This is a genomic window from Candidatus Vagococcus giribetii, assembly GCF_017316185.1.
Lineage (GTDB): Bacteria > Bacillota > Bacilli > Lactobacillales > Vagococcaceae > Vagococcus > Vagococcus giribetii.
This window is the reverse complement of sequence record NZ_JAFLVX010000011.1, coordinates 1-25,028: the sequence shown is the minus strand read 5'-3', so window position 1 is coordinate 25,028 and position 25,028 is coordinate 1. Positions and strand designations below refer to the sequence as shown.

Below are 25,028 nucleotides of genomic sequence, written 5' to 3'. Positions count from 1 at the left end.
TGCTCATTGGTTATTTTGAGACAGTCTCGTAAAAAGAATGAAGGTGCTTTAGAGTCTCCATTTGTCGGTTACATTTTTGACTATCTTTACAAATGTAATTTCCTTTTTTGGTGTAAGTTTCATCACCAGAACGTTTGGTTGTCGCCATAAATAGAGCGACATTATCAATTTTTTGACAAATCGCGCAGACATTTTTAATCACGTTATTAGACATAACCCCATAAACACTGACCAGTTTGTCTTCGGAATAGAAAGATAGGTACTTGCGCTGAGTTCCAATATCGTCCCAAGCCAAGTAATTAGTTTCTTTCAAATCATAGTCAGCTAACTGTGGGAATTTTAATTTTTTTACCTTTTTAAATGATTTTTCAATCTGTTTATCTGAGACATCTTTAAAAGGGATCACTTCTTCCTTAATACGCTCAAAAATCGGTAGAGCTTTCTGATTGGTTAAGCGAACATCTAGGTAAGCTACTCGAATACTTTCGTGTAACTCTTCTCCCAAGATAGGTAAGATGTGGTTAGTGGTGATTGCTTGACTTGTCATGATGGTATCTTTATCGTTTACAGTTTTATATATATCAATTAATTGGGTTATTTGCTTTTTGACGTCGTTAAATTCGTATGGTTGTATCATAAGTTTGTTCCTTCTCTCTAGTAAAGTTAGATACTTTGAAGAAAAAAGGATGCCTTTACTCAAAGTATCATTAAATGAATGAAACTTTGCTTGTCATTAAAGATGATGGTGTCATCTCAATCACCTCCTAAGTGATGGTTCTATTTTATTATGTTGACTTAAAGATGTAAAGTCATTTACTATGGGAGGACTACTAGGTTAAGTAAGGGAGCTGACTACATGGACTACAGTGTTAGACTAGGGAAAGAAAATGATTTGGAACAAATATTAGCAGTCATTGACAGTGGGAGAAAACAACTAGCTTCACGGAATATCCCTCAGTGGCGCAATAATGAGGGACCCAATAAAGCAGTTATCATGACTGATTTACAATTAGAAGAAGGGTATGTGTTACTTGAAGATAAGGAAATAGTGGGTTACGGCACTATTACAAAAGGGAAGCAAGAAGGTTATGAACCAATAAAAAATGGGGAGTGGCTAGGAGAAGAGGCGTATGTGTCTTTACACCGGATTGCGATAAAAGAGACAATAAAAGAAAGAGGCAAGGGACAGTTTTTATTGTCCTATCTGATTTTAGAAGCTCAAAAACAAGGTTATACAGATATCCGAATAGATACGCATCCCCTTAATATCCCGATGCAAAAAGTGATTCAAAAAGCAGGCTTTAACTTTCGCGGAGAGATTGTCTTACCTGTGACAGCTGGGGAACGTTTAGGCTATCAACTATAAAAAGAAAAGGTTGTGACTTCAATAATCGCAACCTTTTTTTACTATTTAGTCACATGTCCAAGTTCCGTTTGTATCTAAATGGCATGACTCGCCATTTTCAATTAAAGTAAGAGGCTCGTGAGCTTCTACAGCGATTTTTTCGATGGTTTCCTCAATGACTTCTAGAGGTTGTGCGCCATTAATACCGTATTTTTCGTTGATAACTAAGAAAGGGACTCCTTGGATACCGTATTGGTAAGCAAGTTTCAAATCTTCATTAACAGCTTCCAATGTTTCTTCTGCTAAAAGGACAGGTTCAAAGGTTTCCCATGAAATACCTGTATTAACGAGAGCTTTTTTGATAACGTCTAAAGATTCAATGTCTTCATTTTTGACAAAAAGTAACTCTTGTATGTTTTCAAAAATTTGCCAGTAGGCTTCTTCACCACCAATTATTTTTCCAGCTTTAGCAGCTAATAAACCGTTTTTAGAAGTTGGAAATAAAAAGTCTGCTTCTTCCATCCCTTCAATATTAAAACGGTGTAAGTCATCATTTTGATTGGCATGTGCCCAATGTGACATGATTTCTTGTTTTGCATTTTCACGAGAACCAAACATTTTTTCAAAATCACTGGCATCCCAAGCTAGGGCATAAGAGCGATGAATAATCTCAACATTTGGATATTTTGCTTGAATTTTTCGCATGCGGTAAGACATGGGAAAACAAAAACTACAAATTACATCGTGGAAAAATTCTATTTTCATAATTAAATACCACCAATCATTTTACTAGTTGTATCATAGCTACAATAATTAAAAAAAACAAACCATATGCTCAGTTGCTTATTTATAATAAGTAACATAACAAATGATCTAATTCTTAATTTATGGAATGGAATTAGGGGAAAAAAACAAGAATTGGAACATATAGGTTATAAATAACTAAGTAAATTTAAGGTGGCAATATTTTGGTATTTTGATACAATAAATAGGAAGCGTTTTTATTGAAATAAGGGAGAATGGTATAGTCACATCTTATTTTAATAAATAGAATGAAAGCGTTTAAATATAAGGAGGAGAAGGATTGAAAAAGGTTAATTGGTTTAAGAAACTTAATGTTGCAATGTTAATGTTTCTAACGGTTGGTGCAATAAGCCCTAGTGTGTCTGTGTTGGCAGAAACACAACAAGGAGCTACAGAAGTTGTTGCGACAGAAACATCACCAGAAACAATGGGTGATACAGTCTCAACTAGTTCAGAAGAAGTGACAAAAGAAGTATCTAAGGAAGAGGTAGTTAAAGAAGAGACACAACATTCTGGTCTACCTGAGACATCGGATTCTGTTGGTGAATCTGTTTCAAAAGAAGTAGAGAAGAAAGAACCAGCAAAAAAAGAAGTTGAATCAACAACTGATAAGAAAGTTGAAAAGAAAAATTTAACCATTTTAGGTACATCAGATGTTCATGGAAATGTCTGGGATTGGTCCTATGAAGATGGGAAAGAAGCAGATTTAGGGTTTGCTAAAATTGGTACAATTGTTAAAAATGAACGTGCTAATAATCCGAATACTCTTTTAGTAGATGCTGGAGATAATTTGCAAGGAACGTTGTTAACAGATGATTTATACAGTTCACAACCAGATCTTCAAGGAGTAACTCATCCAGTGATCGCTGCGATGAATACAATCGGTTATGACGCAATGGCCCTTGGAAATCATGAGTTTAACTTTGGTACAGATTTAATTAAAAAAGTTGAACAAGATGCGCAGTTCCCGTTATTATCTGCCAATACCTATTTGAAAGGGACAGATACTAATTTTGTGAAAGCAACTGAAACAAAAATGATTGATGGCGTTAAAGTGTCTGTTATTGGTTTAACTATTCCTCATGTAGCACAATGGGATGGTGACAAAGTTAAAGGGTTAGATTTTAAACCATTAAATGAAGAAGCTAGAAAACAAGTTGACATCTTAAAAGTGACAGAGAAACCAGATGTGATTGTTGCAGCGATTCATGCTGGTTTAGATAACTCTGATCCAGGAGCAGCAGCTCGTAACGTTATTACGGAAGTTCCTGAAATTGATGCATTTGTGCTAGGTCATGATCATCGTGAATTTTCAGAGATGATTCCTGATAAAGACAACACACTAAAACCGGTCGCAGCTGTAAAAGATACTGGCTCAGGTGTGGTGAAAATTGATTTAGAATTAGAAAAAGAAGTAGCAGAGGAAGCTACAACTAAAGAGACTACATCAGATGAAGCAACTACAACAACTGAAGAACCAGAAAAAGCTGCTGATGAAAAAACATCAGAGTGGAAAGTTGCTAAAGCAACACCAAGCACTATTTCAGCTAAAGGCGTTGTTGGAGACGAAGCTGTGAAAGCAGCCACTCAAGAAGCCCATGAAAAAACAAAAGAATATGTTAACGGTGTTATCGGAGAAGCAACTGCTAACTTCTTACCAGAAGAACGCGTGCCTGGTATCCCAGAAGCACAATTACAACCAACAGCGATGATTTCATTAATCAACAACGTTCAAATGAAAGTAGCTGGAGCTGATTTAGGTTCTGCTGCCCTTTTTAAAGCGGATAGTAAATTAAACAAAGGACCGATTAAGTATTCTGATATTTTTAACATTTACAAATACCCAAATACCTTAGTTGGAACAGAGATGACTGGAGCGCAGTTAAAAACGTATTTGGAAAATCAAGGCGCTTATTACCAACAATATGAAGATGGAGACGTTACCATTGGATTTAACGAAAAAATTCGTGTCTATAACTATGACATGGTTTCTGGCGTTAAATACAAAATCGATATTTCAAAACCAGTTGGTTCACGCATTAAAGAGTTAACGTATCAAGGCAAACCAGTCTCAGATGAACAAGTCTTTAAAATTGCGATGAATAACTACCGATTTGAAGGAATGGCTAAAGAAGGTTTAGTTAATCCTGAGCCTTATTATGAATCTGATCCCGCAACGTTACGTGGGGAAATCGTGAAATATATTCAAGAAAAAGGAACTATTTCACCAGAAGAAGAGTTAGAATCTAATTTTGAAGTCATTGGTGCTGATTTAGAGCACCCAGCAAAAGACTACATCATTGAGCAAGTTAAAAAAGGAACGCCAGGATTTGAAATCGTGCCATCAAAAGATGGTAGAACACCGAATGTTAAGAAGCTAAATGTGTATCAATTAGCTGAACAAGGGTTGATTCCTGATGAGTACTTAGAAGATAAGAGCAGTGTTAAAATCATGCATACCAATGACATGCATGGCCGTATGGCGTATCAAGAAGACAAATATAGTCCTTCAATTGGTTTAGGTCGTGTGAAAACATTTAAAGACAATCAAAAACCAACTGTATTAGTAGATGCAGGGGACGCTATGCAAGGTTTACCTATTTCAAATTATTCTAAAGGATTAGACATGGTTAAAGCGATGAACGCTGTTGGCTATGATGCCATGACTTTAGGAAATCATGAATTTGACTTTGGGTTAGATCAAGCCTTAATGTATCAATCGAAATTAACTTTCCCAATCGTTTCTGCCAATGTTTATTATAAAGATGGAGAAACAAGACCATTTAAACCTTACACGATTGTTGAGAAAAAAGTGGACGGCAAGAAACAAAAATTCGCCTTAATTGGATTAACAACTCCTGAAACATCAGTCAAAACGCATCCTAACAATGTCGAAAAAGTGATGTTTAAAAAACCAGCACCAGTTGCGATTGAAACGATTAAAGAAATTAAAGCAAATGAAGGTGCAGACTACTTTGTCTTTATGACTCATTTAGGGATTGATGAGACAACAGTTGAAGATGAAACAAGTAAACATTTAGCAACTGAATTAGCTAAAGCTTATCCAAAAGAAAAGATTTTTATTGCCGATGGACACTCACATACAGCCTTACCTGAAGGGATTAAGACAGATAACGTATTGATTGGTCAAACAGGTAATCACTTAAACAATGTTGGAATGATGACAGCAGATTATTCAGGGGAAGCACCTAAATTAACTGCTAAATTACATCCTTTTAGTGAATTAAAAGGATTAACTCCAGATCCAAAAGTTGAAGAGATTGTGGCTAAAGCTCAGGCTAATTTTGATGCAGCCATGTCAGAAACAGTACTTGAAAACAACACAATTACCTTTAATGGTGAGCGTGAAAATGCTAGAACTCGTGAAACAAACTTAGGTAATGTGATTGGAGATGCATTACTCGCATACGGTAAAACAGGCTTTAAAGAGCCAACTGATTTCGCCATTATGAATGGTGGGGGAATGAGACAATCGATTAAACCTGGTAAAGTGACTAAAGGTGATATTGTTGGTGTTATGCCATTTGGTAACACAGTATCCCAAGTTAAAGTAACAGGAAATGAAATTTTTGCCATGTTTGAACACTCACTGCGCTCAATTCATGTGCTAGGTGAAGATGGCCAACCTGTTTTAGATGATAATGGCGTACCAAAATTGGGTGCTAACGGAGGCTTTTTACAAGTATCAGACTCGATTCAAGTAACTTATGATTCAAATCTGCAAGGAGCTGATACTGAAAAGAATATTCCAGGAAAACGTGTGACAAGCATTAAGATTAAAGATAAGTCAGGTAACTTTGTTGAGGTACCTAGAAAAGATGATGTCACTTACAACATGGCAACGAATGACTTTTTAGCAGCTGGTGGAGACGGCTATAGTATGTTAGTAGGCAAGCCAGTAGAAGAAGGGCCATCAATGGATGAGGTCTTTATGACTTATTTAACAGGTCTTTCTGAGAGTCAATTTGCTTCATACGAAAAAGAATTACCTTACACAAGAATTATCTCAAAATTATCAACAGCGACAGAAGACGAATTCAGCTTCACTATTATGCATACAAATGACATGCATGGACGTTTACAATATGAAAAAGATAAATCGATTGGTATGGCAAAACTAAAAACTTTTAAAGATGAGAAAAAACCAACACTTATGTTAGATGGTGGTGACTCACTACAAGGTTTAGCAATTTCTAACTTTAGTGAAGGAATGGATATGGCACGAGCTATGAGTTTACTTCCTTATGATGCTGTAGCAGCTGGTAACCATGAATTTGATTTTGGTTATGACCAAGCAATGCAATTTAAAAATGTCTTGCCAATGGTAGCAGCAAATGTGTACAAAGACGGCACACATTCATTCAAACCATATGACATTATTGAAAAAGAAGGCAAAAAATTTGCTGTTATTGGTTTATCTACACCAGAAACAGCCTTCAAAACACATCCGAAAAATGTAGAAGGTGTGACATTTGAAGAACCAATTCCAGTCGCAAAAGCAACTATCAATGAACTGCAAGGCCAAGCAGATGCCTTTATTTTTGTGACACATTTAGGAATTGATAAAACAACTCCTGAAGAATGGCGTGGCGATACATTAGCTAAGTCATTATCAGAAGAGTTTCCAACAGAAAAAATTATCGTGATTGATGGGCATTCACATAGTGCGTTAAGAGAAGGCCAACAATTTGGTAATGTATTACTTGCTCAAACAGGTAACTATCTAAACAATGTAGGGATGATTGATGTCACTTATAAAGGTGATACACCAACCTTCAACGCTCGTTTAGTACCTGCTTCGGAGTTTGCTGAAGTAACAGAAAACCCAGACGTTAAACAAATCGTTGATGAAACAGCGGCACGTTTTAAAGAAGAAATGAGTCAAATGGTCCTTGAAGATAACCCAGTTTATCTTGAAGGAGACGGTGCTTATGGTCGTACAAGAGAAACTAACTTAGGAAACTTAATTGCTGATTCTCTATATGACTATGGTCAAACAGGCTTCAAAGATGGTCAAACAGATTTAGCTGTTATTAATGGTGGTGGTATTCGTGTGAGTATCAATAAAGGTCCTGTGACAAAAGGTGATGTACTAGCTGTGTTGCCATTTGGTAATACGATTGCTCAAATCGATGTGACAGGTGCGCAGATTAAAGAGATGTTTGAGTACTCTTTACGTTCAGAAGTCCAAAAAGACAAAGACGGTCAACCGATTATTGATGAAACAACTAAGATGCCAGTACTTGGTAAAAATGGTGGTTTCCTTCAAGTGTCTGATTCTGTTAAGGTGAGTTTCAATCCTTACGAACAAGGTGCTGGTAATAAACCAGAAGACCAAATTAAAGGAAACAGAGTTTGGAAAATTGAAATTAGAAACCGTCAAACAGGTCAATTTGAATTATTACAAGACGATAAAGTCTATAAACTAGCGACAAATGATTTCCTTGCTGCTGGTGGTGATGGTTACACGATGTTAGGTGGTAAACGTGAAGAAGGACCATCTATGGATGTTATTTTCACTCAATTCTTACAAGATATTAATGTGAAACCAACTTCACGCGTTATGTCATTGAAAGCTGCTAAATACAACTTAAATGACTACGCAGAACCTTTCCCATATGGACGTATTGTTCCTAGTGAAAAAGTAGATACGACTCATCAAGATATCTTAAGAGAAACAATCGCTATGGTTAAAGGCTTAAACCCAGATGACTACACAGTAGCTACTTGGTTAGAAGTGGAAAAAGCGTTAGTTGAAGCAGAAACTACATTAACTAAAAAAGATGAAGCTCTAGCAGAAGCTGCTAATACTAAGTTACTTGAAGCTGTTAATAACTTGCTTCCTAGAGAAGTTATTGAACCAAATGATAATCAGTTAAAACTAGCAGAAGCTATTTTAGGTTATTACTTTGATGAAGGATTCTACACAGCGCATAGCTGGTCTAAATTTGAACCGGCTTTAGAAAAAGCAGCTGATGCGTTACTTGAAGAAGATGAAGACGTTGCTGCTGAAGCTTTAATAGAGTTAAATAAAGCTGCTAAAGAAACGTTGATTTCAATAGAGTCACTGATGGCTTTAGTAGAAGAGGCTAGTCGATTGAAAGAAGCAGATTACACACCTGAAAGTTGGAAAGTATTTATGAAAGAGCTTCGAGCTGCCGAAGAATTACTTGATAAAGCAGCGGATGTGAATCAAGCTATCTCAGAAGAAACTCTTGAAAAAGCTGAAGATGCTTTAGAAGGAGCAATCAAACAATTGAAACTTCGTAAAGCAGACCCAGGAAAAGGTAAAGATGATTCTGGTAAAGGTTCTCAAGGTGGTAAGAAAGATTCTATCTTACCTAAGACAGGTGAAGTATCAAGTAATGTGGCCTTTATTGGTGTAGCATTCTTGAGTTTATCTGGTGCTTATATTTGGTTAAGACGCAAAGATAAAGATGTAGCTTAATGAAGTAAAGAAAGAGGTTGACTAATGTGTCAGCCTCTATTCTTTTTCTCTTTTTTGAGTCAATGAGTCTAAAAGGAGAGCTAAAAAAGGGCTTTCTAAAACTTTAACCTATTTTTAAATAAAGAGATGACAAATGAGTGAAGTTAGGGTACGATAAATAGGAATAGTTATTGATTTAGAGAGTTACTTGAGACAACTTTTCTAAACGCGAAGAAAGAGTAAGATGAAAATCTTATTCTTTTTTTGTTAAACTACGATGATAAAAATTATGTTATACTATGTGAGTCGTTTAACTTTCGACAAAGATGTCAATTTAATAATTAAGGAGAGTCTTCATGAAAGGTTTAAAAATTCAAGATTTGATCTCATCAGGGGTGTATGCCACTGTTTACTTTTTCGTTGTTTTTCTAGCAACGTTGATTTTAAGATTTACCATTCCAACATTGAATTCCCTATTAATTCCAGGTTTATCAGCTTTATTATCTGGTGTGGTGTATTTAATGGTTATTAATCGCGTACCAAAATTCGGTGCGATTACAATAGTTGGTTCAATTATGGCGATTTTCTTTTTAATTTTTGGTTATTTCCCGTTAGCTTTTGTCCCGAGTTTATTATTTCCTTTATTAGGTGACTGGGTTCAAACAAAAACCAATATTAATGAGAAAGTGAGAGTTTACTTAAGTTATACGTTATTTAGTTTTGGGCTAACTGGTCCGATTCTTCCATTATGGTTTATGAAAGAGGCTTATATTGACTCTTTATTGAGCCGAGGAAAAGACATGACGTATATTAATAGTGTTTTTGAACCTATTTCAACAGTATCTTTCTTTGTTTCAATGGGCTTAACGATTTTATTTAGTATCATCGGTTTAATGATCGGCCAAAAAATTTATAATAAACACTTTGCTAAGAAGTCTAATCAGGTGTAAGTGTATGAAAAAACAATATATAACCTTTGATCCAAGGAGTAAACTAGCCACAATTTTGTGTGCTAGTTTTCTTTTAATGCTAAGAGTCAATCCGCTTATTGAAACTTTTTTTGTGTTGTTTTTATTGTTTCTGTTAGGGTTAGTTGGAGGGCTAAAAAAAGGGTTAGTATTAAGTGGTATTTATGTGGGAATGTTTGTAATTGAGAGATTCTTTTTTCAAGAAATAACAGGACCATTTAGTGCGTTGGTCTCTTTTGTCTTAGTAGCTAATCGTTTATTGATTCCACCTATTATGAGTGGGACCTTTGCTATGACAAATACTAAAATGAGCGAATGGATTGCAGCGATGAAAAAGATGAAGTTACCTGCTGTTGTCATTATTCCTTTTGCCGTTGTGTGCCGCTTTTTTCCTGTCTTGATTCAAGATTTTAAAGAAATTAGACGAGCTATGAAGTTTAGAGGGATTGGACTTAATTCATGGGACTTGGTTAGGCATCCGATTTTGACTTTAGAGTATATTATTGTGCCGATTTTAGTCTCAGTTGAAAACACTGCAGTTGAGTTGTCAGCGGCATCTCTTGTTAGAGGTCTCGGAAATGAGAGTCAAGGAACTAGTTTGTATGAGATTACATTTTCAGCTAGAGATTGGTGTTTAGTTCTTTGTTTAAGTGGTTTTATTGTAATGGGGGTGCTTATTTAATGATTAACATAAAAAAGGGTAGTCTTCATTACGGGCAAACTGAGGTGTTAAAAGAACTTGATTTAACTGTTAGTAATGGCGAGTTCGTGGTTATTTGTGGGCCAAGTGGTTGTGGTAAGTCTTCTTTAATTCGTGTCCTAAATAGTTTGGTTCCTGAGTTATATGAAGGTCAGTTAAGTGGTGAGTTCCAAGTACTTGATCATGAGCTACCAACAGAGAATTTTAGTGATTATGTGAAGCAAATTGGTGTTGTTTTTCAAAATCCTAAAACCCAATTTTTTATGAATGACGTTTATTCTGAATTAGGCTTTGAAATGGAAAATTATGGTATAAATAGAGAAGAGATGGAGCGAACGATTCAAGAGGTTGTTCGTCTGTTTGATCTGAGAGGTTATTTAGAAAAAAGTATGCATGAATTATCAGGTGGAGAGAAGCAACGGATTGCCTTTGCTTCGTCATCTACTATGCCTCATGAGTTATTTTTACTAGATGAACCTTCAAGTAACTTAGATGAAACACATATTGAGTTAATTCAGCGTTATCTAGAGTATTTAAAAGAAGAAGGTCATACAATTGTTGTTGCCGAACACCGCTTGTATTATCTGCTACCATTAGCAGATAGGTTTATTTTTATGAAGAATGGGCGTATCATCCATGACTTTACAAAGGAACAAGTTGAAGGGATTTCTGCTAAAGAGGTCAAAAATCGCGGATTGAGATCATTAAAGAAACCCACTCTTGATGTAGAGCAACAAGCAAGTTTATTCATTGATGAAACACAAGGATTAACGTGTCGCAATCTGTCTTTTCATTACAAAAATAGTGAAGGTGTTACAGTTGAAAAGGCACATTTTTCACCACAGACCATTACAGGGATCATTGGAGAAAATGGTGCAGGAAAGACGACTTTTTCTCAACTTATGACAGGTCTTTTAAAACCTCAAGCAGGGGAAATAGTCTTTAATGGTAAGAAGCAATCACCTAAAGACTTAATCAAAAAAAGCTTTATGGTGATGCAAGATGTCAACTTACAATTGTTTTTTGAATCAGTAGAAAAAGAAATCACGGCGAAAGCTAAACGATTAGATATCTATGAAGAAGTATTAGATTTATTAGATCTAAGGGAGTTGTTAGATCGCCATCCTCAAACCTTATCTGGAGGTCAAAAACAACGAGTGGCCATTGCTTCAGCGGTTCTTTCTGGTAAAGAAATTTTAATATTAGATGAGCCAACAAGTGGATTAGATTTAAAACACATGATTGAAGTGAGTCACATGATGTTAAAGTTAAAAGAATTTCGAGTGATCCTTTTAATAGTGTCTCATGATAAAGAATTTTTAAGTTTATGTTGTGATCATATTTTAGAAATAAAAAAGGGACAACCAATAAGATAATTTGTTTTCTAACGCTCTTTTTAATCTTCAACTATGATAGAATAGTGTTATAAAATTATAGAAAAGGAGGCTACGAAAGTTGGGATTAACTTGGTTTATTATAATGATCCTGATTCCACTGATTTGTTTTTCTTATTTTATCTTTTTTCGTCCAACAAGTCTGTGGACAGGATTTTTCTTTATGGCTTTAACAGGTTCCCTTTATCTGACGTTAATCCTTCAGATTGAGAAGGTAAATCAGCAAATAGCTAGTATTATTGCTTTACCAGTCGTCATAGTTGTAGCTCTAGTTGGTTTGTTTGGTATGTTAACTGGAGTGATTGCATTATTTTGGAATGAAGGCATATTACTTAAAAGAGAGGGCTTTTCTATAGCTAATTTATTACCAGTAATTGTGGCAGTTGGCCTTGTACTCTTTCAAGTACTCCTTTTAATATTTGCATATTATGTTGGTAATCCATGGTTGAGTCTACTTTCCTTTTTCATCACGACTTGTTTTGCTTATACAATTGGGACGTTTTTCTTTTATCTTGTGACATCTATTTTATACAATCATTACCCATTTTTTGGGAAAGTTGATTATATTATTGTCCTAGGTGCAGGATTAATTGATGGGGAAAGAGTAACACCACTTTTAGCAAGTCGTATTGACGTGGCTGTTAAACTATTTAACAAGCAAAAGAAACGAAAAAATCATGAGCCAACGATTATTCTTTCAGGTGGACAGGGTCCAGATGAAAAAATATCAGAATCAAAAGCCATGCATAATTATTTGCTAGAAAAAGGATATGAACTAGGTAATGTTTACCTAGAAGAAAAATCAACGAATACGAAGGAAAATTTACAATTTTCTGAAACGATTATTTATCAAAAAGATAACATTAAAAATTTAAACAAAAAAAATATCGTAATTGCCTCTAATAATTACCATGTCTTAAGAGCAGGCAAGTTGGCTAGTAAATTAGGTATATTTGCAAGGGGAATAGGTTCGAAAACAAAGGCGTATTATTTACCTACTGCCTTTATTCGTGAATATATTGGCTACTTAGCAATAACTAAAAAACGTCATATGTGGTTCTTTGGTATTGTCTTATCAGGTGTATTATTATTAGGTGTTTTACAATTTTTAATCATGAATGTATAAAAAAACAGATCTTCCTAAATGAAGGAAGGTCTGTTTTTTGTTAAAAATCAACTAATTGAAGTTGTTGTTTGTTAAACGTTGCTAATTGAGTCACACCATTTTCTTTTAATAGACTGCCCATTTCATTAAACCCTAATTCATAATCTTCTGACACATGAGCATCTGATCCTAAAGTAAATAAGGAACCACCTAGAGAAATATACAAAGGAATCGCATATTGGTATAAGTGCCCATTGCCATATTTCACAAAGCTTTTGGCGTTTAATTCCACAGCTAAACCTGCATCAATCGTCTTCTTGAACAGTTCGATGAGTAGAGGTTCGGCTAGTTTTTGGTACTCTTCGGCTGTGATATCTAATTGACGCATGCCATAGTCAAAATGAGTTAAGATATTTGCGTGAGACATATTTTCAACAGATTGAATCATTTGTTCGTAGTATTCAGTGATTAATCGTTTTTGCTCCATTTTTCTGACAATCGGATCCATGAAATCAATGGCACCATTTTGATGAGTACTCAAAAGTAGAACGTCATAAGGAGATGCTGAGACGAAATCTTTGATTTGACTGTCTTGGCTAGGGACATAACCAATTTCAACACCTCTTAAAATAGGGCGTTCAAACGTAGCTTCTAATTGAGCAATTTCTTCGTTATAAACTTGAAATACAGGGATACTATCCTTGAACTCATCTGCTGGATTTTTGAAATCAAGATGTTCAGTAGAGACTAGTTGCTTATCTGTTTTGTTAAGGTAATTTTCGAAAGACTCAGTGGAGTCAAAAGAGTGATGTGTATGGAGATGTTGATCATAATACTGTGTCATATGTTTTCCTACTTTCCCTTAGTTAATCCTAGTCTAGTGTACCATGAATTGGGATGAAAATGGATTTCTTAAAATTTTCTGATTATTTAGATAAACCTACAAATTACTTCTGTTTTTTGGTATAGTTAGGATATTGATTTTTTAATGACATAAAAGGGGTTTATGAATGAAAAAGTTTAGCTTAATTTTTATGACAGTTTTTACAATGGTAATGATGATGTTTGGAAGTTTTTCACCAGTTGTTTTTGCTGAGGGCGAACCAACTATGATGGATTTGATTAAGGAATCTGGCTATCATGTCGTAGAGTCTGATAAACCAAAATCCGCTGTGTTGATTGATGCCAATACAGGAAAATTATTATGGTCGGAAAATCCAGATCAAGCACACAATCCAGCAAGTATTATGAAATTAATGACAATTTATTTAACCTATGAAGCAATGGCTCAAGGGAAGTTTGATTTAGATACAAAAATCAAAGCAACACCACGCCATGCACAAATGGCTAATATTTATGAAATTAGTAACAACAAAATAACAGCGGATGTAGAGTATCCAGTTAGAGATTTAATTCCAATGGCTTTGGTCCCATCATCTAATGTAGCCACGATGATGTTAGCTGAATTAGTAGAACCAAATGCCGTTACTTTCTTGAAAATGATGAATGATAAAGCACAAGAATTAGGCATGACTAACACAAAAATAGTCAATGCTACAGGAGCCGAAATTTCAGCCTTTCAAGGGCTATATGCTCAAGAAGGCGTAGATACAAGTAGTCTAAGTGTGACTGGTTCGAATGTAACAACAGCACGAGATTTTTCAATTTTTACGTATAACTTATTAAAGAATTACCCACAAATATTAGAGTATACCTCAACACCTAAAGTAACAACGATGAAAGGCACACCTTACGAGGAAACTTTTACGACTTATAATTATTCAGTTCCAGGATCAGAGCCAGACGAGCGTGATCCTAATGTGAATTACTACTATGAAGGTGTCGATGGGTTGAAGACTGGTTCAAGTCCTTCAGGAGCCTTTAACATCGATATGACGGCTAAAAGAGATGATTTACGATTAATTGCGATTGTATTTGGTGTAGGTGATTGGGCAGATCAAACAGGTGAGTTTAAGCGTCATCCCTTTGCTAATGCCATGCTAGATTATGGCTTCAAAAACTTTGAAGTAAAAGAAGTGTTACCAGCTGGTGAACATGAAGTTGATGGCAAAAAAATCATCACAAAAGAGCCCTTTGTTGATGTGATTAAAAAAGGTGAGACACCTGCATTCATGTTAACTGATAAAAACACGGTTCAAGTTAAACCAGTCATCCCTCGTGTATCTGAAAAGATTCCACCAATGGAAGTGACTTATGATGAGGAACAAAAAAATGCTATCGAAAAAATAATATCTGATGACACTGGCAAGTTTTTAGATACCATTGATTTATCTAATCCAATCACTAAGTGGTTGTTAATTATTGTCGGAACGATCCTTTTCATTATCTTGTTATTAATCATTTTTTTAGTAAGAGATAATAGCCGACGTAAAAAAGCGCGTCAAAAGAGAATGTCTAGTCAAAAAGATATAACAAACAACGATTAATAATTAAGGAGGAGATTAATGTGTTAAATTACAAGTTAAACAATGGAATGAGTATTCCTCAAATAGGGTTTGGGACATGGCAAACACCTGATGGAGATGTGGCAGAGAGTTCAGTGTTACATGCTTTAGAAGCAGGCTATCGCCATATTGACACAGCAGCTATTTATGGTAATGAAGAAAGTGTTGGCCGTGCCATTAAAAAAAGTGGCATTAACCGTGAGGAATTATTTATCACAACAAAATTATGGAACAATAATCATTCATATGAAAAAGCTAAAGCTGCTATTGATGAGTCTTTAAAAAAATTAGACTTGGATTATGTGGACTTGTATTTAATTCACTGGCCGAATCCTTTAGAGATTAGAGAAACGTATGTGGAGGGAAATGCTGAAAGTTGGCGTGCCATGGAAGAGGCAGTTGCTGAAGGTAAAGTCAAAGCAATTGGCGTGTCAAACTTCCATCCACATCATTTAGATGAGTTATTAAAAACAGCTAAGATTAAACCAGCAATCAATCAGATTTTTCTAAACCCAAGCGATAGTCAACCAGAGATTGTTGCTTATTGTCAGAAAAAGGATATCTTACTAGAAGCATATAGCCCTTTAGGCACAGGAAGAATTTTTGAAATAACTGAGTTACAAGAAATAGCAGCACGTTATAACAAAACCGTGGCACAAGTTGTTATTAGATGGTCATTACAACATGGTTTCTTACCTTTACCTAAGTCAGTGACAGAATCAAGAATCAAAGAAAATCTTGATGTATTTGATTTTGAATTAACAGAAGCTGATATGGAAAAAATTAACGGTTTGACTTCTCAAGCCGGATCAGCTTTAAATCCTGATGAAACAACGTTTTAGATAGCAAAAAAGAGCGATACTTGAAAAAAGTATCGCTTTTTGATTTTCTTAGTTGAAAGTTGTTATTGTTTCCTATAATATTTAGGAAGAAAGAAGGTGACCAGATGAAGAATTTAATGAAAATTATTTCTAATCGAGCAATTATTATTGGTTTGTTAATTCTTTTTCAACTAGTACTGTTATTTGCTATTATATTTAAATTTCAAGAGTACTTTGTTTATTTTTATGGGACATATATTGCGGTCTCAGCAGCAGTTATTATAAAAATTGTTAATAGTCGCAGTAACCCAGCCTACAAAATTGCTTGGATTATTCCGATTATGTTAATTCCCATTTTTGGAACAGTGATTTATCTTGTCTTTGGACGTGTGAGATTTTCAAAAGACGATAAAGAAATGATGGCTCGTATTCAAGAAAAAGAAAAAGAAGCCAATTTAGATACAGTAAAAGGTGTAACCATTGATGATGGAAACATGGATGCGATTATCCAGTCTAACTACTTAAGCCAGTTTGGTGAGGGAGCTTTATTCAATAACACATCCAGTGAGTATTTTCCACTAGGTGAAGATGCTTTTAAAGCCATGTTAGTTGAGCTTGAAAAAGCCGAGAAGTATATTTTTATGGAGTACTTTATTGTTGAAGAAGGTAAGATGTGGAACACGTTACTTGAAGTCTTAGAAAGAAAAGCTAAAGAAGGCTTAGATGTTCGTTTTATCTATGATGACTTTGGTTGTTTAACAACACTACCACATCATTACTACCGTCAAATTGAAGATAAAGGCATTAAATGTTGTGTCTTCAATCCCTTTATCCCAGTGCTATCGCCAATTTTTAACAACCGTAACCACCGTAAAATCACCGTGATTGATGGAAAAGTTGCCTTTACAGGTGGGATTAACTTAGCTGACGAGTATATCAACGAAGTGGATCGTTTTGGCCACTGGAAAGATAACTCAATTATGGTTAAAGGAAAAGCTGCTTGGGGCTTTACCTTACTATTCTTATCTTTATGGGAATTTGTTTACAAAGCAGATGATAATTTAGAAGATTTCTATCCTGAGTTCAAAGAAGATGAGTTACCAGAAAGTGAAGGATATTATCAACCTTATGTTGACTCACCATTTGATAACGAAACAGTGGGAATGAACGTCTACTTGAACTTGATTAGTCGCGCTAAAGAGACTGTCTTTATTACGACTCCTTACTTGATCATTGATAATTTGATCATGGAAGCATTATGTAATGCTGCTAAGGGAGGCGTTGATGTTCGTATTATCGTGCCTCATAACCCTGACAAGTGGTACGTTCATGCAGTAACTCGTTCTAACTATGCTCAATTAATTGAAGCAGGAGTTAAAATTTATGAGTACACACCAGGTTTCATTCATTCGAAAACTTTTGTTGTAGATGGTATTTATGCAACTGTAGGAACAGTTAACTTAGATTATCGTAGTCTATTCCTTCACTTTGAGTGTGGTATTTGGATGTACAAAACATCAACTGTTGCTGACGTTTTAAGAGATCATTTAGAGACAGAAGCTAAAAGTCAGTTGATTACTTTGGAAGAAGCTAAAAACGTTAAATGGTTTGTTCGCTTAGGCAGAGCTATTTTATCTGTTTTCTCACCATTACTTTAATCAAAACGAACGAACTCTTTAACTGGAGTTCGTTTTTTTGTAAACTAAATTAACAAGAAAAAAGGAATTTTATGTTATGATACTCCATATAAGATTAGGTGAAAGAAGAGTGGAATTATGGTAGAAGTATATTTAGATCATGCAGCAACGACCCCTATGCATCCAGAAGTCATTCAAGAAATGACCCGTATCATGTCGGAGGTTTATGGTAACCCATCAAGTATTCATGGATTTGGGCGTAAAGCGTCCTTTGAATTAGAGATGGCTAGAGAAGAGATTGCTAAATCGATTAATGCTCACTCAACAGAAATTGTTTTTAATAGTGGCGGAACAGAAGGGGATAACACAGCCATTATCCAAACCGCACTTACCCAACAAGGTAAAGGAAAACATGTCATTACAACAACGATTGAACACAGCGCAGTAACACACTCCATGGATTATTTGGAACAACTGGGCTTTGAAATTACTCGTTTAGAGGTAGATGAAACAGGTCAAATCACCGTTGAACAAGTGGAAGAAGCTTTAAGAGATGACACCATTTTAGTAACGGTGATGTATGGTAATAATGAAGTTGGAACCATTAATCCAATCGCTGACATTGGAGCTCTTTTAGAGGATCATCAAGCTCTTTTTCATACAGATGCGGTCCAAGCTTTTGGTTCTGAAATTTTGGATACGAAAGCATTAAAGGTTGATTATTTAAGTATTTCAGGTCATAAAATTAATGGACCAAAAGGAATTGGTTTTCTGTATGTCAAACAAGGTCGACCTGTGCCAGTGATGATGCATGGCGGTGATCAAGAAGAGAAAAAACGAGCAGGAACTGAAAATTTAGCAGCTATTGTTGGATTAAAAACAGCTATTAAAATATTGAGCGAAGAACAAAAACGTGTCAACAAAATGAAATATGAAGGCTTTAAACAAATCATCATAACTGAACTAGAATCATCAGGGATTGCCTTTGAATTAAATGGACACCCAGAAAATCATTTAGCTCATATTTTAAACATTTGGTTTAAAGGGGCTAAAAGTAATTTGATTTTATCAAAACTTGATTTACTAGGTTTTGCCGTGTCAAGTGGCTCAGCTTGTAGTGCTGGGACTGTGTCACCATCTCCTGTTATTTTAGCCATGAGAAGTGAAGCAGAAAAGTCAGCTGCTTCAGAATCTATTCGTATAAGTTTTGGTTACGGGTTAACAGAAGAAAACATCAGAGATTTTTCAAGTGCCTTAGTGAAAACGATTCAAAGCTTATCAAAATAATGGTGTATTTTCAGGTGCTCTTTGTTATAATTGAGTGTAAGAACACTTAAGGAGGAGTCCCATGTCTTTTTTAGATAAAGCAACAGTTGAAGGCGCAACAACTTATTACAAAGTGAGTGAGAAAGCTAGACCTTATGCCTTTAAAGACTACGGTTTTAAAGAAACAGCATCAGGTAACTTTCAATTAGCAAGACCACTTGATACAAACCCACAAAACAAACAAAGTCCAAAGCTTAAAATTACAGTAGCTAAAGACTTAAAAACTTTAAAAATGTCAATCACTACAGCTAATGGCTTGAAGAGTTTAAACATTTTTAACGGTGAACAACACAAAGAAAAACAAGATCAATTCAGATATATTATGGCTGATATGATTCATTATGGATGTTTAGAAGAAGTGAAATAAAAATTTGAGAAGTGAGTTTGAGTGATAAGCTCGAACTCTTTTTTTTGGTAAAGAAAAGTGGGGTAGAGTAATGTGACTATCTATTTTGTACAAAATGGCTTTAAAATAGAACATCCTGAAAGTGAGTTAGAGAGGCAGTTATCTAAAGCACCTTATCTTTTTTTGTATAATGAAGCCCTTAATAAAACTAACATTGAGTTTGGTGAAGAGATACTCTATTTACTTAGTATTGCCAACTTGTTTTTCGATGAATTGGGTCATAATGGAGAAATAGAAGTGACACGAAAGTTTAAAGAAGCTTCGGTTGAAACTTACCAAAAAATAGCTAATCAAGTACCTTTTGTAAAGGGTTCTGAATATGTAAACAGTCAGTGGGTTCGACGTATTTACCTTAGCATTGGAGAACTGTTTAACGAAGAAATGAGTCAGATAGAAGGAAGTATCGAAGACTATTTATTAGCTAAAAATAAGCAGTTACAACTGGCAAGTAGGGTTTATTTCCATTTGGTTGAAAGTAAAGACGAGGCTTTTCCCTTTTTATTCTTGGCAACCTATGCGGAAGGTAATTCAAAAAAAGTAAACCATTTACCTTTAAAAAATGCTCTTTCAGAGTTAGATTCGTCGACTAATATGTTGACTTTATTAGGAGCGGTTAGCAAGGTGAGTGACATATCATCTTTTATTTCTAGATTAGTTGAGTCTGGCGAGTTATTTCATCCCTTAAAATTCACTTCTCAGGAAGCCTATCAATTTTTAACTGAAACGAGCATTTATGAAAACTGTGGCATCATTTGTCGAATTCCTGATTTTTGGAAGAAAGAAAACGGTAGACGTGTTAGTTTATCTGTTGGAAATGATCATCCAAGTAAACTAGGCTTAGATAGTTTGATTTCATGTCAGCCTAAATTAATGATTGAAGGCGAAGTATTTACTAAATTAGAAATTGAAGCCTTATTGAGAGAAACAGAAGGTCTTTCATTTTTAAAAGGTAAGTGGATCGAAATCAATCATCAAAAATTAAAAGATTTATTAGTTTCTTATGAAAATTTAAGTGACATGGATTTATCTTTATTAGACTTTATCAAAATGGATGAATCATTGGTGATAAATGAGGAAGTTATCCCAGTTGAGTTAGAAGTAGGTAGTTGGTTGTCTGATTTCAGACGAAAGCTAGTTAATGGTACAGATATTTCAACTATCCCTGTTGATAAAAGCTTTAAAGCTAACTTGCGAGCATATCAACAAGATGGACTTAATTGGCTATCATTTATGATGAAGCATCAATTGGGAGCTCTTCTAGCTGATGATATGGGGCTAGGAAAAACGATACAAATACTAGCATTAATCAATCAGATGCGACTCACTGGCTTAAAGACATTGTTAATTGTCCCAGCGTCTTTATTAGATAATTGGGGCAAAGAAGCAAAGGTGTTTACTCCAGATTTACGGCTTAAAAAAATGTATCAATCAAAAGAAGTTTTTGAGCTTTCAGAAGCAGATGCATTTATAACCACTTATGGAATGGTTTCTAAAATTGAACAGCTGATGGAAACTCCTTTTGATTTAATTGTGCTAGATGAGGCACAAGTGATAAAAAATCCGAAAACAAAACAAACAAAAAATATAAAGCAACTTATTTCTAAAAATCGAATAGCTTTAACTGGTACCCCAATTGAAAATAATATTTCTGATTTATGGAGTATTTATGATTTCTTAAATCCAGGTTTATTAGGAACTCACAAGGATTTCACCTCTTTTATAAAGCAGAAAAAAGAATACGAAAAAGTAAGGAAAATGATTAGCCCGTTTATGTTGAGACGTTTAAAAACAGATAAAAGAATCATTTCTGATTTACCTAATAAATATGAGCATAGAGAGTATATTGGGCTATCAAATAAGCAGATTGTTTTATACAAACAACTGCAAAAATCAGTTCAACAAGCAGTCGAAGAGTCAGAAGGAATTAAGAAAAAAGGAATTGTTTTATCAGCTATTACCAAGTTTAAACAAATATGTAATCATCCTGATCAATATCTAGGAAATCAGGCATATAAAGAAAAACAAAGTGGTAAGTTTGAGTATCTTAAATCAATTGCTGAAACAATTAGTGAGAAACATGAAAAAATGATTGTTTTTACTCAATTTAAAGAAATGTGTGAACCTTTAAATGATTTCTTGTCAGATGTTTTTGGTTCTGAGGGACTTGTTTTAAATGGTAGCACGCCAGTCAAAAAACGTAGTGACTTAGTCGCTCAATTTAATGATGAAGCTAACTATATTCCTTATATGATACTCTCATTAAAGGCTGGAGGAGTTGGACTGAACCTAACATCAGCTAATCACGTGATTCATTTTGATCGTTGGTGGAATCCGGCGACTGAAAATCAAGCGACTGATCGAGCCTTTAGAATAGGTCAAGAAAAGCATGTATTTGTGTACAAATTCATAACTAGAGGAACGATTGAAGAAAAGATTGATGAAATGCTAGCTGAAAAAGTAGCCCTTTCTGAGACCATTATAACGGTTTCTGCTAATGAAAATTGGCTAATGTCAATGTCTGATAGTGAGCTACAACAGTTATTCTCATTGGAGGTAGATTAATCATGGGATATTATGGTTTTCCAGTCCGTGAAACAGTAGCGGAGAAAAGAGCAAGAAATGCCAGAGCTTTACAGAATTTTAAAAAATTGAACCCTCAAGTGACGATTAAGCAAATTCAAGTAAAAGGGAATCGAATTGGAACTTCTTTCTGGGGAAAGGCGTGGTGTGATAATTTAAGCCACTATGCTGACTACGGTAATCGCATTTGTCGTGGTAAATCCTATTTAAAAGAAGGGGCTGTGTTTGATTTAAACATTCAAAAAGGGACGGTAACGGGATTAGTTGCAGGAAGTAATATTACCCCATATCATGTCACAATTACTATCAGACCACTAACTAATAATCGACTAGTTAAAAAGATTGACGGAAATATTGAAAGCTTAGAAGAATTAGCAGAAGGCAAATTTCCAATCGAGTTTGGACATATATTTTTAACTAGAAATCATGGTTTATTTCCAACAAGTAAGGAAATAACATTTAAATGTACGTGTCCTGATTCGGCTAAAATGTGTAAACATATTTCCGCGTGCTTTTATGCAATTGGGTTAAACTTGATGAAGAACCACTCCTCTTATTTGAGTTAAGAGGAATTGATACAAAAGAGTTAATCAAAAAAACTGCTGAAGAAAAAATGGCTTTATTACTTTCAAATGCAGATAAAACAAATTCAACAAGAATCATCTCATTTGATGAGGTGGGACATTTGTTTGAATTATAAAAAAGGGGAATGACATTGGGAGCAGGATTACACCAAAAATTATTTAGTGCAGCAGACAATTTAAGAAGTAAAATGGATGCATCTGAATACAAAAACTATTTATTAGGTTTAATTTTTTACAAGTATTTGTCAGATAAGCTACTTGTAGAAGTGGTAGAACAAGCAGGAGAAAGTCTAGAAGAGTACCCAACAGCAACAGAACAAACAAAATTGTATCTAAGTTTATTAGAAGATGAAGAAACTAAAAACGATTTAATTGAGACGTTGAATAATATGTTGAATTATGTCATTGAACCAGCTTACTTGTTTAATACTTTAGCTGATGAGGCAAAATCTCAAATCTTTCAATTAAATGATTTGAAAAAAGCATTTGCCAACCTTTCGAATAATTATGACCAATTCGTTGGTTTGTTTGACGATGTTGATTTATCATCGAGAAAACTTGGAAATGATGAGCAACAACAAAATATTACAATTAGTGAAGTATTGAAGAAGTTAGATGAAGTTGACGTTTTAGGACATGACGGAGATGTTATTGGGGATGCATATGAGTTTTTAATCGGCCAATTTGCTTCAGAAGCTGGAAAAAAAGCAGGTGAGTTTTACACGCCAAAAGAAGTTTCTGTGATGATGGCAAGAATTGCTGCTATCGGTCAAGAAGATAAAAATTTATTTAGTGTATATGATCCTACAATGGGTTCAGGATCATTGATGCTACATATCAGAGACTATATTGAACAACCTGATAACGTGAAATATCATGGACAAGAGTTGAATACAACAACGTATAATCTAGCTAAAATGAATTTAATTTTGCATGGTGTTGAAAAAGAAGACATGTATTTAAATAATGGAGATACTTTAAATAAAGACTGGCCATCTGACGAACCTTACACCTTTGATTCAGTCGTAATGAATCCTCCCTACTCAGCTAAATGGTCAGCTGACAACACATTTTTAGATGATTCTCGTTTTAATCGTTACGGAAAACTGGCGCCAAAATCAAAAGCTGATTTTGCCTTTCTACTACATGGTTTCTATCACTTAAAAGAAACAGGAACAATGGCGATTGTTTTGCCACACGGTGTGTTATTTAGGGGAGCAGCAGAAGGTGTGATTCGTAAGAAATTATTAGAGGATGGTAGTATTGATGCAGTTATTGGTATGCCAGCTAATTTATTTTACGGGACATCAATCCCGACAACGGTGATTATCTTGAAGAAAAATCGGACAACAAGAGATGTCCTTTTTATTGATGCCAGTCAAGATTTTGAAAAGAATAAAAATCAAAACAAGTTATCATTAGAAAACATTGATAAAGTAGTGGAAACGTATATTGCCAGAGAGAATATTGAAAAATATGCTCATGTAGCAAGTTTTGATGAGGTTAAAGAGAATGATTACAACTTGAATATTCCTCGTTACGTAGATACATTTGAAGAAGAAGAACCAGTTGATATGGCAGCGATTGGTCGAGAAATGAAAGAGATAAGAGCTAAGAAAAAAGCTTTAAATAAAGATATTTTAAGTATGTTAAACGAATTAACGTACAGTGAAGAAGATGCTGAATGGATGCAAGGTGCATTTGATGTCTTTTCTGAAGAGTAATTTGTAAAGGGGGCGACAATATGATTGACAACTTATTAGGAATTACGAATCAATTAGAACTAAATAACGCTGAAGAAAAGCTCAGTAAAATGAGAGCTAGAGAAATGTTTGAGTCAGAAAAAATTAACCAGTTTGACGTGGGAACATATAAAGGCTTAAAAGCGATTCATTACTATTTATTTCAAGATATTTATGCTTTTGCAGGTAAAAAAAGAGATGTTAATATCTCAAAAGGTAACTTTCGCTTTGCACCAGTCATGTATTTAGAACCATCGCTTACCCACATCGACAAAATGCCAACAACGACCTTTGATGAAATAGTAGAAAAATATGTAGAGATGAATATTGCTCATCCTTTTAGAGAAGGCAATGGCAGAAGTATGCGTATTTGGTTAGATTTAATATTGAAGAAAAGTATTGGGAAAGTAATAGATTGGAATTCAGTGGATAAAGAAGACTATCTACTTGCTATGGAAAGAAGTCCGATTAAAGATATTGAAATCAAATATTTACTAAAAAAAGCATTAACTGATAAAATCCACGATCGAGAAGTTTACATGAAAGGGATAGATATCAGTTATTACTACGAAGGTTACACCGAATATTTAATTGAAGAATTAACCTATCCAAAAGAAAAAGGAGAGGTAGAGAATGACTAAAAAAAATCAACCTTCGATACGGTTTGAAGGGTATGTAGACGCTTGGGAACAGCGTAAGTTGG

Annotated in this window: 18 protein-coding genes; 15 read left to right on the top strand and 3 right to left on the bottom strand. The window is 34.8% G+C overall.

The window, feature by feature from the left end; translation table 11 throughout:
• Positions 1–10 precede the first annotated feature (10 nt).
• Positions 11–637: a FusB/FusC family EF-G-binding protein gene (locus DOK76_RS03370; protein ID WP_206964996.1), complete on the bottom strand. Its 627-nt coding sequence runs from the start codon at positions 635–637 to the stop codon at positions 11–13.
• A 219-nt stretch (positions 638–856) separates the two neighbouring features.
• Between DOK76_RS03370 and DOK76_RS03365 the strand changes: the two genes are divergently transcribed.
• Complete coding sequence (locus tag DOK76_RS03365) at positions 857–1,366, top strand: GNAT family N-acetyltransferase (RefSeq protein ID WP_206964995.1); 510 nt, start codon at positions 857–859, stop codon at positions 1,364–1,366.
• Positions 1,367–1,411: 45 nt separating this feature from the next.
• Here the strand turns inward: DOK76_RS03365 and DOK76_RS03360 are convergent, their stop codons facing one another.
• A complete protein-coding gene (locus tag DOK76_RS03360) occupies positions 1,412–2,110 on the bottom strand; it encodes a DsbA family oxidoreductase (RefSeq protein WP_206964994.1) in 699 nt (232 codons plus the stop codon).
• A gap of 319 nt (positions 2,111–2,429) precedes the next feature.
• On the opposite strand from DOK76_RS03360, the gene DOK76_RS03355 reads away from it, so the two are divergent.
• From DOK76_RS03355 to DOK76_RS03335, 5 genes are all read left to right on the top strand, one after another.
• Complete coding sequence (locus tag DOK76_RS03355) at positions 2,430–8,618, top strand: 5'-nucleotidase C-terminal domain-containing protein (protein WP_206964993.1); 6,189 nt, start codon at positions 2,430–2,432, stop codon at positions 8,616–8,618.
• 335 nt (positions 8,619–8,953) lie between these two features.
• Positions 8,954–9,547 carry an MptD family putative ECF transporter S component gene (locus DOK76_RS03350; RefSeq protein ID WP_206964992.1) on the top strand — a complete coding sequence of 198 codons (594 nt, stop codon included), beginning with the start codon at positions 8,954–8,956 and terminating at the stop codon, positions 9,545–9,547.
• 4 nt (positions 9,548–9,551) lie between these two features.
• Complete coding sequence (locus DOK76_RS03345; RefSeq protein WP_206964990.1) at positions 9,552–10,247, top strand: energy-coupling factor transporter transmembrane component T; 696 nt, start codon at positions 9,552–9,554, stop codon at positions 10,245–10,247.
• Positions 10,247–11,641, top strand: a complete 1,395-nt coding sequence (locus DOK76_RS03340) for an ABC transporter ATP-binding protein (RefSeq protein WP_206964989.1) — start codon at positions 10,247–10,249, stop codon at positions 11,639–11,641. The genes DOK76_RS03345 and DOK76_RS03340 overlap by 1 nt, the downstream gene beginning before the upstream one ends.
• A 79-nt stretch (positions 11,642–11,720) precedes the next feature.
• Positions 11,721–12,785, top strand: a complete 1,065-nt coding sequence (locus DOK76_RS03335; RefSeq protein WP_206964988.1) for a YdcF family protein — start codon at positions 11,721–11,723, stop codon at positions 12,783–12,785.
• 40 nt (positions 12,786–12,825) lie between these two features.
• Here the strand turns inward: DOK76_RS03335 and DOK76_RS03330 are convergent, their stop codons facing one another.
• A complete protein-coding gene (locus DOK76_RS03330; RefSeq protein WP_206964987.1) occupies positions 12,826–13,608 on the bottom strand; it encodes a PHP domain-containing protein in 783 nt (260 codons plus the stop codon).
• A 166-nt stretch (positions 13,609–13,774) separates the two neighbouring features.
• Between DOK76_RS03330 and DOK76_RS03325 the strand changes: the two genes are divergently transcribed.
• The 9 genes from DOK76_RS03325 (at position 13,775) to fic (ending at position 24,966) form a co-directional block, all read left to right on the top strand.
• Positions 13,775–15,211: a DUF1958 domain-containing protein gene (locus tag DOK76_RS03325; protein WP_206964986.1), complete on the top strand. Its 1,437-nt coding sequence runs from the start codon at positions 13,775–13,777 to the stop codon at positions 15,209–15,211.
• 14 nt (positions 15,212–15,225) lie between these two features.
• The gene (locus DOK76_RS03320; RefSeq protein ID WP_370590089.1) at positions 15,226–16,071 is read left to right on the top strand and encodes an aldo/keto reductase; all 846 of its coding nucleotides are present in this window, start codon (positions 15,226–15,228) and stop codon (positions 16,069–16,071) included.
• A gap of 104 nt (positions 16,072–16,175) precedes the next feature.
• Positions 16,176–17,708 (top strand): cardiolipin synthase, encoded by a 1,533-nt coding sequence (cls, locus tag DOK76_RS03315; protein WP_206964985.1) that lies wholly within the window; start codon positions 16,176–16,178, stop codon positions 17,706–17,708.
• Positions 17,709–17,825: 117 nt separating this feature from the next.
• Positions 17,826–18,974, top strand: coding sequence for a cysteine desulfurase family protein (locus tag DOK76_RS03310; protein WP_206964984.1), 1,149 nt, complete (start codon positions 17,826–17,828; stop codon positions 18,972–18,974).
• A 61-nt stretch (positions 18,975–19,035) separates the two neighbouring features.
• Positions 19,036–19,380 (top strand): cysteine desulfurase, encoded by a 345-nt coding sequence (locus DOK76_RS03305; protein WP_206964983.1) that lies wholly within the window; start codon positions 19,036–19,038, stop codon positions 19,378–19,380.
• 72 nt (positions 19,381–19,452) lie between these two features.
• A complete protein-coding gene (locus DOK76_RS03300; protein WP_370590086.1) occupies positions 19,453–21,981 on the top strand; it encodes a DEAD/DEAH box helicase in 2,529 nt (842 codons plus the stop codon).
• A 2-nt stretch (positions 21,982–21,983) separates the two neighbouring features.
• Positions 21,984–22,565, top strand: coding sequence for an SWIM zinc finger family protein (locus tag DOK76_RS03295; RefSeq protein ID WP_206964981.1), 582 nt, complete (start codon positions 21,984–21,986; stop codon positions 22,563–22,565).
• A gap of 149 nt (positions 22,566–22,714) precedes the next feature.
• Positions 22,715–24,307, top strand: a complete 1,593-nt coding sequence (locus DOK76_RS03290) for a type I restriction-modification system subunit M (RefSeq protein WP_206964979.1) — start codon at positions 22,715–22,717, stop codon at positions 24,305–24,307.
• A gap of 20 nt (positions 24,308–24,327) precedes the next feature.
• Positions 24,328–24,966, top strand: coding sequence for a protein adenylyltransferase Fic (fic, locus tag DOK76_RS03285; protein ID WP_206964977.1), 639 nt, complete (start codon positions 24,328–24,330; stop codon positions 24,964–24,966).
• Positions 24,967–25,028: the final 62 nt, after the last annotated feature.

Excerpts from the sequence above, each read along its gene's own strand:
- DOK76_RS03370 (WP_206964996.1), bottom strand. The coding sequence starts at position 637 with ATGATACAACCATACGAATTTAACGACGTCAAAAAGCAAATAACCCAA.
- DOK76_RS03365 (WP_206964995.1), top strand. The coding sequence starts at position 857 with ATGGACTACAGTGTTAGACTAGGGAAAGAAAATGATTTGGAACAAATA.
- DOK76_RS03360 (WP_206964994.1), bottom strand. The coding sequence starts at position 2,110 with ATGAAAATAGAATTTTTCCACGATGTAATTTGTAGTTTTTGTTTTCCC.
- DOK76_RS03350 (WP_206964992.1), top strand. The coding sequence starts at position 8,954 with ATGAAAGGTTTAAAAATTCAAGATTTGATCTCATCAGGGGTGTATGCC.
- DOK76_RS03345 (WP_206964990.1), top strand. The coding sequence starts at position 9,552 with ATGAAAAAACAATATATAACCTTTGATCCAAGGAGTAAACTAGCCACA.
- DOK76_RS03340 (WP_206964989.1), top strand. The coding sequence starts at position 10,247 with ATGATTAACATAAAAAAGGGTAGTCTTCATTACGGGCAAACTGAGGTG.
- DOK76_RS03330 (WP_206964987.1), bottom strand. The coding sequence starts at position 13,608 with ATGACACAGTATTATGATCAACATCTCCATACACATCACTCTTTTGAC.
- DOK76_RS03325 (WP_206964986.1), top strand. The coding sequence starts at position 13,775 with ATGAAAAAGTTTAGCTTAATTTTTATGACAGTTTTTACAATGGTAATG.
- cls (WP_206964985.1), top strand. The coding sequence starts at position 16,176 with ATGAAGAATTTAATGAAAATTATTTCTAATCGAGCAATTATTATTGGT.
- DOK76_RS03310 (WP_206964984.1), top strand. The coding sequence starts at position 17,826 with ATGGTAGAAGTATATTTAGATCATGCAGCAACGACCCCTATGCATCCA.
- DOK76_RS03305 (WP_206964983.1), top strand. The coding sequence starts at position 19,036 with ATGTCTTTTTTAGATAAAGCAACAGTTGAAGGCGCAACAACTTATTAC.
- DOK76_RS03295 (WP_206964981.1), top strand. The coding sequence starts at position 21,984 with ATGGGATATTATGGTTTTCCAGTCCGTGAAACAGTAGCGGAGAAAAGA.
- fic (WP_206964977.1), top strand. The coding sequence starts at position 24,328 with ATGATTGACAACTTATTAGGAATTACGAATCAATTAGAACTAAATAAC.